This is a genomic window from Pseudoponticoccus marisrubri (assembly GCF_001482405.1).
GTDB lineage: Bacteria > Pseudomonadota > Alphaproteobacteria > Rhodobacterales > Rhodobacteraceae > Pseudoponticoccus > Pseudoponticoccus marisrubri.
Map to the genome: position 1 here is coordinate 285,898 of NZ_LPXO01000003.1, position 12,298 is coordinate 298,195.

Annotated in this window: 9 protein-coding genes and 1 pseudogene; 8 read left to right on the plus strand and 2 right to left on the minus strand. The window is 67.6% G+C overall.

Features of this window, described 5'->3' with window-relative positions:
• Window positions 1-4: 4 nt before the first annotated feature.
• The gene (locus tag AVJ23_RS07375) at window positions 5-1,153 is read right to left on the minus strand and encodes a CaiB/BaiF CoA transferase family protein (protein ID WP_058861517.1); all 1,149 of its coding nucleotides are present in this window, start codon (window positions 1,151-1,153) and stop codon (window positions 5-7) included.
• A gap of 182 nt (window positions 1,154-1,335) precedes the next feature.
• Between AVJ23_RS07375 and AVJ23_RS07380 the strand changes: the two genes are divergently transcribed.
• From AVJ23_RS07380 to AVJ23_RS07405, 6 genes and pseudogenes are all read left to right on the plus strand, one after another.
• A complete protein-coding gene (locus AVJ23_RS07380) occupies window positions 1,336-3,093 on the plus strand; it encodes a sensor histidine kinase (RefSeq protein WP_240484548.1) in 1,758 nt (585 codons plus the stop codon).
• Window positions 3,090-4,316: a sigma-54-dependent transcriptional regulator gene (locus tag AVJ23_RS07385; RefSeq protein WP_058861518.1), complete on the plus strand. Its 1,227-nt coding sequence runs from the start codon at window positions 3,090-3,092 to the stop codon at window positions 4,314-4,316. The genes AVJ23_RS07380 and AVJ23_RS07385 overlap by 4 nt, the downstream gene beginning before the upstream one ends.
• Window positions 4,317-4,630: 314 nt before the next feature.
• A complete protein-coding gene (locus tag AVJ23_RS07390) occupies window positions 4,631-5,641 on the plus strand; it encodes a DctP family TRAP transporter solute-binding subunit (protein ID WP_084794358.1) in 1,011 nt (336 codons plus the stop codon).
• Window positions 5,642-5,812: 171 nt separating this feature from the next.
• Window positions 5,813-6,499 (plus strand): TRAP transporter small permease, encoded by a 687-nt coding sequence (locus tag AVJ23_RS07395; RefSeq protein WP_058861519.1) that lies wholly within the window; start codon window positions 5,813-5,815, stop codon window positions 6,497-6,499.
• A gap of 4 nt (window positions 6,500-6,503) precedes the next feature.
• Window positions 6,504-8,033 (plus strand): annotated as a pseudogene (locus AVJ23_RS07400) (TRAP transporter large permease); the annotation flags it as partial.
• A gap of 231 nt (window positions 8,034-8,264) precedes the next feature.
• Window positions 8,265-9,011 (plus strand): RNA methyltransferase, encoded by a 747-nt coding sequence (locus AVJ23_RS07405; protein ID WP_058861521.1) that lies wholly within the window; start codon window positions 8,265-8,267, stop codon window positions 9,009-9,011.
• 91 nt (window positions 9,012-9,102) lie between these two features.
• On the opposite strand, the gene AVJ23_RS07410 is transcribed toward AVJ23_RS07405, so the two are convergent.
• Window positions 9,103-9,408 (minus strand): SH3 domain-containing protein, encoded by a 306-nt coding sequence (locus tag AVJ23_RS07410; protein ID WP_058861522.1) that lies wholly within the window; start codon window positions 9,406-9,408, stop codon window positions 9,103-9,105.
• Window positions 9,409-9,635: 227 nt separating this feature from the next.
• Here AVJ23_RS07410 and ctaA point away from each other — a divergent pair, with 227 nt between their 5' ends.
• Window positions 9,636-10,784 (plus strand): heme A synthase, encoded by a 1,149-nt coding sequence (ctaA, locus tag AVJ23_RS07415; RefSeq protein WP_058861523.1) that lies wholly within the window; start codon window positions 9,636-9,638, stop codon window positions 10,782-10,784.
• Entirely contained in the window at window positions 10,781-12,256 is a 1,476-nt protein-coding gene (locus tag AVJ23_RS07420; RefSeq protein WP_058861524.1) for a carboxypeptidase M32, read from the plus strand. The genes ctaA and AVJ23_RS07420 overlap by 4 nt, the downstream gene beginning before the upstream one ends.
• The last annotated feature ends 42 nt before the right edge of the window (window positions 12,257-12,298 follow it).

Consider the following 12,298-nt stretch of genomic DNA (forward strand, 5'->3'; position numbering starts at 1 on the left):
GCCATCAGCCCTCGTCGAGCCAGCGCAGGATCTCGCCGCGATTGCCGTCGAGGTCGGGCGCCGGCGCCCGGGTGGTGGGGTCGGGCATGTCGGTCATCTTGATCGGGTTGCCGGCGGCCTTGTAGGCGGCGCGCCCGTTGCGGTCGAGCACGTCCACCAGCATGTTGCGCGCCACGATCTGGGGATCCTTGAACACCTGGTCGACGCTCTGGATCGGGCCGGTGGGAATGCCCGCTGCCTTGAGCTTCTCGATCCAGAAGGCGCGCGTGTTGTCCAGCGTCACCGCCTCGATCAAGCGCTTGAGCAAGCGGGCATTCTCGCACCGGGCGGGGTTGGTGGCAAAGCGGGGATCGCCGGCCAGCGGCAGGTTCAGCGCGATGCAGAGCTTCTCGAACAGCCGGTCATTGCCAGCGGCGATCACGAACAGCCCGTCGCTGGCATGGAAGGTCTCGAACGGGGTGATCGAGGGGTGGCGCGCGCCCGAAGGCCCCGGCGCCTTGCCGGTGACCGAGGTCAGCGCGATGGCATGTTCGAGGATCGCCAGCTGGCTGTCCAGCATCGAGACGTCGATCTTGCGCCCGCGCCCGGTGCGCGTGCGATCCAGAAGCGCGGCGAGGATGCCCTGCGCAAGGAACATGCCCGCCACGATATCGCCGATCGAGGCGCCCACCCGCACCGGGTCGCGGTCCTTCTCGCCGGTGATCGACATGACCCCGCCGCGCGCCTGCACCACCATGTCATAGGCCGGCCGCTTGGCATCGGGCCCGGTATGGCCAAAGCCCGAGACCGCGCCGTAGACGAGATGCGGATAGGCCTCGTGCAGGATCTCCCAGCCATAGCCCAGCCGATCGAGCACGCCGGGGCGGTAGTTCTCGACAATGACATCGGCATTGGCCAGAAGCCGTTCGAAAACAAGGCGATCCTCGTCGTCCTTCAAGTCAAGCGCGATGGATTTCTTGCCGTGGTTGATGGCCGCGAAATATGCCGACTTGCCGTCCTTGAAGGGCGGGAAGGCGCGCGTGTCGTCGCCGCCGCCGGGCTGCTCCACCTTGATGACATCGGCCCCGAGATCGGCCAGCGTCATGGTGCAGAACGGGCCTGCCAGCACATGGGTCAGGTCGAGGATCGTGTAGCCGGTCAGGGGCGCGGTCATGTCTGGGCTCTCCGGTTGTCTTGCTGCTCGCGCCCAGAGAAGCGCGCCCGCGCCGCCACGGCAAGCGTCAAGCCGGCCTGACCCGCACCGCGGGCGGGGGAGCGCCGAAACACGCGCCGGATCGGACACGCCGCGTGCGGCGTCGCAAGCCCGGCAATTGCGCGCGCCGCCGGGGATCGGCTATGGATTTCGTCATGTTGCGCTGGCCGATCCGACGCGGCGTGATCGTCGCGCTCTATCTCTGCGCCGTGGCCGGGCTGGGCTGGGGCGTCTGGGCCTATGGATTCGCGCAGGCGCTGGTGCCGCTGGCAGCGCGCGGGCAGGCGGATCTTGCGCTGGCCTCGGACCGGCTGGTCACCGGCCTGCAGCGCTATCGCTCGGTCGCGGTGCTGCTGGCCGATCACCCGGTGCTGACCGCGCTGCATGGCGCCGCGGGCGATCCCGCCGCCGCCGATGCGCTGCTGCTGGAAAGCGCCGACAAGACCGGCGCGCTGACCGCGCTTTATGCCGACCGCTCGGGCCGCGTCATGGCCGCGGCCACGCCGGCCCGCCCCCGCGACCTGGCCGGCCAGCCCTGGTTCCAGCGAGCGCTGGACGGCGCGCTCGGCGTGGGCCACGCGGTAGAGCCGCTCTTCGGCCGGCGCGCCTTCTATTATGCCACGCCCTCTTTCGACGCCGCGGGGCAGGTGCAGGGCGTGCTGGTGATCTATGTCGACATCTACATGGTCGAGCGCGACTGGCGCGGTTCCCGCCCGGCGGTGTTCTTCACCGATGCGCAGAGCGAGGTCTTCGTCACCAACCGCTCGGAGCTTCTGTTCTGGCGCCGCGTGCCGGGCGGGGTGGCGGGCCCGGGCGGGCAGCTGCGCCCGGTGCGCATCCGCGAGGTGGCGGGGTTCGAGCTGTGGGAGCAGGAGCTGAGCCCCTATGTGCCCGGCACCGCGCTGCGGCTGGAACAGGCGCTGCCGGTGATCGGCATGAACGGCGTGGCGCTGAGCGATGCCGCGCCCGCCCAACGCATCGCCGCGCTGCAGGCCGCGGTGGTCATGGCGCTCTGTATCGTCTTCGGCTCGGTCCTGTTCCTCGTGACCGAGCGGCGCCGCGCGCTGGCCCGGGCCAATGTCCAGCTCGAGGGACGCGTGCGCGACCGCACCCGCGATCTCGAGACCGCCAACGCCGCGCTGCGCCGCGAGGTGGCCGAGCGGCAGGAGGCCGAGACCGCGCTGCGCCGCGCCCAGGAAGAGCTGGTGCAGGCCGGCAAGCTGAGCGCGCTGGGGCAGATGTCGGCCGGGATCAGCCACGAGCTGAACCAGCCGCTGATGGCGATCCGGCAATTCGCCGACAATGGCGCGGCGCTGCTGGACAAGGGCCGCGTGCCGGCGGCCGCTTCGAACCTCGTGCGGATCAGCGAGATGGCGGCGCGCGCGGCGCGGATCATCAAGAACCTGCGCGCCTTCGCCCGCAACGAGAACGAGCCCATGGGCCGCGTCGATCTCTGCGCGGTTCTGCGCACGGCGGTGGAGCTGACGGAATCGCGCCTGCGCAGCGAGCAGGTGGCGCTGGTGCTGGACCTGCCGCCGGGGCCGGTTCTGGTGCGCGGCGGCGAGGTGCGGCTGGGCCAGGTCTTCGTCAACCTGATCAACAACGCCGTCGACGCGATGGCGGGCCGGCCGGACAAGCGGCTGGACATCCGCGTGGCCCCGGCCGGCGCGGCGCGGGTCACCGTGCGCGACACCGGCCCCGGCATCGCCGATCCCGAAAAGGTGTTCGAGCCGTTCTACACCACCAAGCAGGTGGGCGGAGAGGGCATGGGGCTGGGCCTGTCGATCTCCTACGGGCTGGTGCAGAGCTTTGGCGGCCGCATCCACGGCGCGAACGTGCCGGGCGGCGGCGCCGAGTTCACGGTGGAACTGGACCCCTGGCAGGAGGAGGCGGCGGCATGATCCGGCAGGTGCTTCTGGTCGATGACGATGCCGCCGTGCGCGAGGCGCTGGCCCAGACGCTGGAGCTGGCCGAGTACGACCCGCTGCCCGCGGGCTCTTTCGTCGAGGCCAAGGACCATATCGGCCCCGGTTTCGAGGGCGTGATCCTCTCGGATATCCGCATGCCCGGGCGCGACGGGTTCCACCTGCTGGACCATGCCCGCGCGCAGGATCCCGACCTGCCGGTCATCCTGCTGACCGGCGAGGGCGACATTCCCATGGCCGTGCGTGCCATGACGCAGGGCGCCTTCGATTTCCTCGAGAAACCCTGCAGCCCGGCTGACCTGACCGCGGTCATTGCGCGCGCGCTCCGCACCCGGGCGCTTGTGCTGGAAAACCGCCGCCTGAAGGCCCAGCTCGAGGCGGGCGATCCGGCGGCGCGGCTGATCTTCGGCGTCTCGCCGCAGGCCGAAACGCTGCGCGCGCGGGTGCGGGCCGCGGCGCGCAGCGGCACACATGTTCTGGTGACCGGCGCGCCGGGCACGGGGATCTCGAAGGTGGCGGAAGTGGTGCATCTGGGCTCGACCCGCGCCAAGGGCCCGTTCGAGAAACGTGCCGCCGCGGGGCTGGATCGCGCGGCGCTGGACACGGTCTGGCGCGCCTGTACCGGCGGCACACTGTTTCTCGACGAGATCGACGCGCTCTCGGTGGACAGCCAGATGGCACTGGTGGACCGGCTGGACGGGGGCGAGGCGCGGTTGGTCGCGGGGGCGACGCGGGACCTTGCCAAGGGGGTGGAGGCGGGGCGCTTCTCGGCCGAGCTCTTCTACCGGCTCGAGGTCTGCCAGGTGCGCATCCCGGCGCTGGCCGAACGCCCCGAGGACATCCCCGTGCTCTTCCGTCACTACGTGGCGCAGGCGGCCGAACAGGCCGGGCTGACCGCCCCCGAGATCACCGAGGACGTCATCGCCGGGCTGATCGCGCGCGACTGGCCGGGCAATGCGCGCGCCCTGATGAGCGCGGCGATGCGCTTTGCGCTGGGGCTGGGAGAGAGCGCGCCGGCCGAAACCGGGACGGGTCTGGCCGAGCGCATGGCGCAGGTCGAACGCTCGCTGCTGGTCGAGGCGCTGCGCAAGGCCGACGGTCAGGCGCGCCAGGCCGCCGAGGCGCTGCGCCTGCCGCGCAAGACCTTCTATGACAAGCTGGCGAAATACGGGCTGAAACCCGAGAGCTTCCGCCCCTGACGGCGCGCCTTGCGCGGGTCGCGCGGCAATGGCGCGGGGCAAGGATCGGGGATTCGCCCAGTCCTCGGGACCTGTGCGGATTTCCGCACAAGGGGCGCTAACGGCTGTGCGGGATTTCGCACCGCATTTCGGCTCGGGTTCATGTGACGCGTGAGAAAATTATCATAGTATGCTGATTTACTGTGCTAAATTAAACATGCAGGCACGCTCCCGACATGCCGCTTGATAGGACGGCCCGCCTTGCTTCTGATGAGCCCTGTCGGACACCCGGGGAGGTGTGTCCCGCATGTCAAACCGTATCTGGGAGGATACCCATGAAGAAGCTTCTTCTGACCGCCGCCGCGGCCACCGCGCTGAGTGCAGGCGCCACCGGCGCCATGGCCGCCTGTGATGAGGGCGAGATCGTCATCAAGTTCAGCCACGTCACCAATACCGACCGCCATCCCAAGGGGATCGCGGCCTCGCTGCTGCAGGAGCGCGTCAACGAAGAGATGGACGGCACGGCCTGCATGGAAGTGTTCCCCAACTCCACGCTCTACAATGACGACCAGGTGCTCGAGGCGATGCTGAACGGCGACGTGCAGATGGCCGCGCCCTCGCTGTCCAAGTTCGAGCAGTTCACCAAGCAGTTCCGCATCTTTGACCTGCCCTTCATGTTCAAGAACATCGACGCGGTCGACGCGTTCCAGAACTCCGAGACCGGGCAGGAGATGAAGGAATCGATGACCCGCCGCGGCCTGCTGGGCCTGGCCTTCTGGCACAACGGCATGAAGCAGATGTCGGCCAACACGCCGCTGATCGAGCCGTCCGATGCCGAGGGGCTGAAATTCCGCGTGCAGAACTCGGACGTGCTCAAGGCGCAGATGGCCGCGCTTGGCGGCTCGCCCCAGCCGATGGCCTTCTCGGAAGTCTACGGCGCGCTGCAGACCGGCGTGGTCGACGGGCAGGAGAACACCTGGTCGAACATCTACGGCCAGAAATTCTTCGAGGTGCAGGACGGCATCACCGAGACCAATCACGGCGTGATCGACTACATGGTCGTGACCGGCATCGACTGGTGGGAGAGCCTCGACGAGGACGTGCGCAGCCAGCTGGCCACCATCATCGAAGAGGTGACCGAGACGCGCAACGCCGAGAGCTTCAAAGTCAACCAGGAAGCGCGCCAGGCGATCATCGATGCCGGCGGCGAGGTACGCGAGCTGACGCCCGAGCAGCGCCAGGCCTGGGTCGACGCGATGCGTCCGGTCTGGGACGAGTTCAAGGATGACGTGGGCCAGGAGAATATCGACGCGGCCCAGGCGATCAACGACTCCATCGGGTCCTGATCGACCCGTCGGCTGCCCGGGTGCACGCGCCCGGGCAGCCGCACTGCCGGTCCGTCCGGCGCGCGCAAAATTCATGGATGAATTTTGCAAAAGTTTTTCTGAAAACTTTTCGTCCCGCGCGTGGCCGAGCCTGGCGCACGATCCGGCGGACGTAGCTACACGGAGAGGGTCATGTCGACCGAACATTCGCCCTCCATGCTTGGCGGGGTCGTCAACGAGCTGGAGGAAACCGTCATCGCGCTTTTGCTGGGCGCCATGACGATCATCACCTTTGTCAACGTGGTCCTGCGCTACGGCTTCAACACCGGCCTGATCTGGGGGCTCGAGGCGACCTCGTTCCTCTTTGCCTGGCTGGTGCTGTTCGGTGTCAGCTATGCCGTCAAGAAGACCGCCAACCTCGGCGTCGACGCGGTGATCAACATCGTGGCGCCCGGCACGCGGCGGGTGCTGGGGCTGATCGCGGCGGCGGTCTGCCTGGCCTATGCCTTCCTGCTGCTCAAGGGCGCCTGGGATTACTGGGCCAATTTCGCCAACCTGCCCAAGACCACCGGCCACTGGTTCCCCACCGGGTTCGAGGAGATGGGCCGGACCTCCTATCGCAGCTGGTACGAGGTGGTCGACATCCCGATGCCGGAATGGCTGCGCTTCATCGAGCCCTGGATCAACGAGGGCGAGGAATACGAGAAGATCCCGCGCTTCATCCCCTACGCGATCCTGCCCTTCGGCGCGCTCTTGCTGTTCATCCGCTTCTGCCAGGCCGCCTGGAAGATCTGGACCGGCCGTGAGGAGAGCCTGATCGTCAGCCATGAAGCCGAAGACGCGGTCGACGAGGTCGCGCACATGAACAAGGACGACTGAGACCATGGACGTTGTCATCCTCTTTGCCATGGTGATCAGCCTGATGCTGATCGGCGTACCGATCGCGGTGAGCCTCGGCTTTTCCTCGATCGTCTTCCTGCTGGTGCTCAGCGACACCTCGCTGGCCTCGGTGGCGCAGAGCTTCTTTCAGGCGATGGCGGGGCATTACACGCTGCTGGCCATCCCGTTCTTCATCCTGGCCTCCAGCTTCATGTCGACCGGCGGGGTCGCGCGGCGGATCATCCGCTTCTCGATCGCCATCGTGGGGCATTTCCCCGGCGGGCTGGCCATCGCGGGGGTCTTTGCCTGCATGATGTTCGCCGCGCTGTCGGGCTCGTCCCCGGCCACGGTGGTCGCCATCGGCTCCATCGTGATCGCGGGCATGCGGCAGGTGGGCTATTCCAAGGATTTCGCCGCCGGCGTGATCGCCAATGCCGGGACGCTGGGCATCCTGATCCCGCCCTCGATCGTCATGGTGGTCTATGCCTCGGCCACGGACGTGTCGGTCGGGCGGATGTTCCTGGCCGGGGTCATCCCGGGGCTGCTGGCCGGCGGCATGCTGATGTTCACCATCTTCATCATCGCGGTGATGCGCAACCTGCCGCGCGGCGCCTGGCTGGGCTGGGGCGAGGTTCTGGATTCCGGCCTCGAGGCGATCTGGGGCCTGTTGCTGATCGTCATCATCCTGGGCGGCATCTATGGCGGCATCTTCACCCCGACCGAGGCGGCGGCGGTGGCGGCGGTCTATGCCTTCCTGATCGCGAGCTATGTCTATCGCGACATGGGCACCTTCGCGGCGCGGCCGCCCAAGGCCGGCAATTTCACCGCGATCCTGGTGATGGGCGGCTTCGCCCTGAGCATCCTCTTCGCCATCCTGCTGCCCCTGCCGATCCCAGCCTGGGGGTTCCTGGTGCTGGGCTTCGGCGTGGCGCTGGGTCTGGCGGTGCTGGAAGGGCAGATGTCGGGCACGCCGCATTCGCCGGATTACGTGTTGCGCGACCTGTTCCGCATGCCGGTGGCGCTGGTGCACAAGGACACGCGTGACACGCTGTTCGAGGCGGGCAAGCTGACCGTCACGCTGATGTTCATCATCGCCAACGCGCTGATCCTGAAACACGTGCTGACCGACGAGCAGATCCCCCAGCAGATCGCCAGCGCCATGCTGGATGCGGGTTTCGGGCCGATCATGTTCTTGGTCATCGTGAACATCATCCTGCTGATCGGCGGGCAGTTCATGGAGCCTTCGGGGCTCTTGGTGATCGTCGCGCCGCTGGTCTTTCCGATCGCGCTGCAGCTGGGCATCGACCCGATCCACCTGGGCATCATCATGGTGGTGAACATGGAGATCGGGATGATCACGCCGCCGGTGGGGCTGAACCTCTTCGTCACCTCGGGCGTGGCGGGCATGCCGATGATGCGGGTCGTGCGCGCGGCGCTGCCCTTCCTTGCGGTGCTCTTCGTCTTCCTGATCATGGTCACCTACATCCCCGTCATCTCGACCTGGGTGCCGGATTCGGTGATGGGGCCGCAGATCAACTGCGAGACGGCGGCCGCCACGAACCAGCTGGAAGCGGCCTTCTGCGAGGCGCGCGCGGCAGAATGATCGGCGATCACGCGTGAGGACAAGCGGCGCTCCGGGACCGGGGCGCCGCTTTCGTGTTGGCGGGCGGGACGCCTCCGGCGGGAGTATTTCGGGAAAGATGAAAGGGCTTGTCTTGCCGGCGGGCGGGCTTTAGGCGACGGGACGTTTCCTGGAGGGCATGTGATGGGCAGCTTGAACTCGCAACCGGCCTTCGTGCTGGTGCGTCCGCAGATGGGCGAGAATATCGGCGCGGCGGCGCGGGCGATGTGGAATTTCGGGCTGGACCGCATGCGCGTGGTGGGTCCGCGCGATGGCTGGCCCAATACGCGCGCCGTGGCCATGGCCTCGGGGGCGGGGCGGCTGCTGGACGAGGCGCAGCTGAGCGACGACCTGCCCGGCGCGCTGAGCGATTGTCATTATGTCATGGCGACGACGGCAAGGCCGCGCGGCCTGACCAAGACGGTGCTGACCCCCGAGGCGGCCATGGCAGAGGCGCGGGCGCGGATCGGGCGCGGCGAGCGGGTCGCGATGATGTTCGGGCCCGAGCGCGCGGGTCTGGAGAATGCCGATATCGCGCAGGCCAATGCCATCGTCTCGGTCCCGGTCAACCCGGACTTCCCCTCGCTGAACCTGGCGCAATGCGTGCTGCTCTGCGCCTATGAGTGGCAGCGCTCGGCCGGGACGGCGACCGACCGGGTCGAGGAACTGGCCGGCACGTCACCGGCCACGGGCGAGGAGGTCGACCACCTGGCGCGGCATTACGAGGAGCGGCTGGAGCAGGCTGGGTTCTTCTTTCCCGAGACCAAGGCCGAGGGGATGCGGCTGAACCTGCGCAACATGTGGAGCCGCATGCCGCTGACCCGGGCCGATGTGCAGATGCTGCACGGGATCCTGCGGCAGATGGTGCGCTGGAAGACGCGCGGCGAGTAGGCATGGGACGCAAAAAGGCGAACCGATCACCATGGATCGGTCCGCAGTCGGCCTGTCCGGTCAGGGAGGGGAACCGGCAGGGGGGATCGGGTCAGTAGCCCCAGGAATGGTGATGCTTCTTCTTGGGGGCGTGGTAGTGGCAGGCGTGCTTCTGCAGGTACTTGGCCGAGACCCAGTACCAGTAGCCGTTGAACTTCACCTTGGCCCAGCCATGCTTGTGGGCATAGACATGCACCGGGGTGCAGGGGTTGAACGTGCCCAGCACGTGGTAATGGGTGCCCGGGCCAGAGCGGGCGTTCAGCTTGACCCCGTGCTCGACCCAGTACTGGGTGGCGGAGGCTGCGGTGGCGCCCATCGAGGCGGTGGCGAGAATGGCGGCGATGACAAGCTTTTTCATGGTCCAAGTCCTTTGTGAGCAGTGATCCGGGTGGTATCGGTCTTCAAAGTCTTCATTCGTTAACCTGTGACCTCACTCTACGCCGCGTCGCCCCGTCTCATAAGTCCGGAAACCCTGACCATGGTTTTCCCGACCCGCGGCGCGGCCGCGGCGCCTTGCGACAAAGGGCCCGGGCGCTTGCGGCGCCTCGGGCCGCGCACTACTGTCCGCGCAAACTGGAGAGAGCGATGGCCGAAAAACGCAAGCTTTTCGAAGAGGTGGCCGACCCCGGCCCGGCGCGCGCGGCGCCCGCGGGCGGCATGATCGATGCGGGCCGGCGCGGCGCCCGCGGGGCGATCCGGGCCTGGCTGATGGTGCTGTTCGCGCTGGTCGTGGTCATGATCGCGGTGGGCGGGCTGACCCGCCTGACCGATTCCGGCCTGTCGATCACCGAGTGGCGCCCGATCACCGGGGCGCTGCCGCCGATGGATGCCGCCACATGGGAGTCGGAATTCGACAAGTACCGGCAGATCCCCGAGTACCAGATCCAGAACAAGGGCATGAGCCTGGCCGAGTTCAAGGTGATCTACTGGTGGGAATGGGGGCACCGGCAGCTGGGCCGGGTGATCGGGCTGGTCTGGGCCGTGGGGTTCCTCGGCTTTTTACTGGCGCGCCGGATCCCGACGGGCTGGACGCCGCGCCTGCTGGGGCTGGGCGCGCTTGGCGGTCTGCAGGGCGCGGTCGGCTGGTGGATGGTGTCGAGCGGGCTGGGCGGCGAGATGCTGGACGTGGCCTCTTACCGGCTGGCGACGCATCTGGGGCTGGCCTTCATCATCTTGGGCTTCATCGCCTGGTATGTCTATGCGCTGGGGCGCGAGGAGCGGGCGCTGATGCAGGCGCGCCGGTCGGCCGAGCCCAAGCTGTTCTCGATGTCGACGGGCCTGTTGCACTTCTCCTTCCTGCAGATCCTGCTGGGGGCGCTGGTCGCCGGGATCGACGCGGGCCGGACCTATAATGACTGGCCGCTGATGGCGGGGGAATTCCTGCCACCTTTCCCCTTTGAACTGGAGCCGGTCTGGCGCAACTTCTTCGAGAATGCGGGGCTGGTGCAGTTCATGCACCGGATGGCCGGCTACCTGCTGTTCGTCTTCGGTATAGTGGTCTGGCTGCGCGCGCGGCGTTCGCCGAACATGGATACACGGTTTCGATTCAACGCGGTATTTGCCGTATTGCTCCTTCAGGTGGTGGTCGGTATCGTTACGGTTGTGTACGGCGCTCCGTGGCAGATCGCGATCCTGCACCAGCTGGGCGCGGTCCTGCTCTGGGCGCTGATCCTTCGGGGGCGGTTTGCCGCCCGCTACCCCGCCGAGCAGTCGATCAGAGGAAGACCTGTATGAGTGCATACGAAGACTTGATGGCCTTTCAGCGCGATACCGAGGCGCTGGCGCAAGTGGCGGGCCGTCTGGGCTGGGACCAGGAAACCATGATGCCGCGCGGGGCGGCCGACCAGCGCGGCGACGAGCGTGCCGCGATGGAGTCGGTGCTGCACCAGCGACGCACGGATCCGCGCATCGGCGCCTGGCTGGCCGAGATCGCGACCGAGGGGCTGGACCCGGTGGCGCGCGCGCAGCTGCGGCTGATCCGGCGCGACCACCAGCGCGCGGTGAAGGTGCCCGAAAGCCTGGCCTCCGAGATCGCCCGCGCGGTCAGCCGCTCGCACCTGGTCTGGGCCGAGGCGCGCGCCGATGACGATTTCGCGGCTTTCGCCCCCACGCTGAAAGAGATCATCAAGCTGCGGCAGGAAGAGGGTAAGGCGCTGGCCGCGGGCGGCGATGTCTATGATGCGCTTCTGAACGATTACGAGCCGGGCGCCAAGGCGAGTGACCTGGAGGCGATGTTCAGCGCGCTGCGCCCGCGGCTTGTCGCGCTGCGCGAGGCCGTGCTGTCCAAGCCGGTGCCGCCCAGCCTGCAGGGCACGTTCGACGAGGACGGCCAGATGAAGCTGGCCCGGATGCTGGCCGCCACCTTCGGCTATGATTTCGAACGCGGCCGCGTCGACAAGGCCGTGCACCCGTTCAGCTCGGGCAGCGGGCAGGATGTGCGCATCACCACCCGCACGGCCGAGCTGGATCCGTTCAACTGCATCTACTCGACCATCCACGAGGTCGGCCATGCGAGCTATGAACAGAATGTCGATCCGGCCTATCGCCTGACGCCGGTGGGGGCCGGCGTGTCTATGGGCGTGCATGAAAGCCAGAGCCGGATCTACGAGAACCAGCTGGGCCGCTCGCGCGCCTTCACCACCTTTCTCTACGGGCAGATGCGCGACACGTTCGGCGATTTCGGCATCGAGACCGAAGACGCGTTCTACAAGGCGGTGAACCGGGTGCGGAACGGCTATATCCGGACCGAAGCGGACGAGCTGCAATACAACCTGCACGTGCTGCTGCGCTTCGATCTCGAGCGCGCGCTGGTCTCGGGCGACCTGCTGGTGCAGGATCTCGAAGCGGCGTGGAACGACCGCTTCGAGGCCGATTTCGGCTTTGCCGTGGACAAGCCCTCGAACGGGGTGCTGCAGGACGTTCACTGGTCGGCCGGGCTGTTCGGCTATTTCCCGACCTATTCGCTGGGCAATGTCTATGCCGGATGCCTCTACAAGGCGCTGTGCAGTGACGTGCCCGATCTCGACGATCACCTGTCGCGGGGTGATCTGTCCCCCGCGACGGGCTGGCTGCGCGAAAACCTGCAGCGGCATGGCGGACTCTACGAGCCGCGTGACATCATCTCCCGCGCCGCGGGCGAGGCCCCGTCCGAGGCGCCGCTGCTCGACTATCTCGAGGTCAAGTTCGGCGAGCTCTACGGGATCTGAAACAGGGGCCGGGGCAGGGCGCTGCCCCGGCCACCGGGGCGT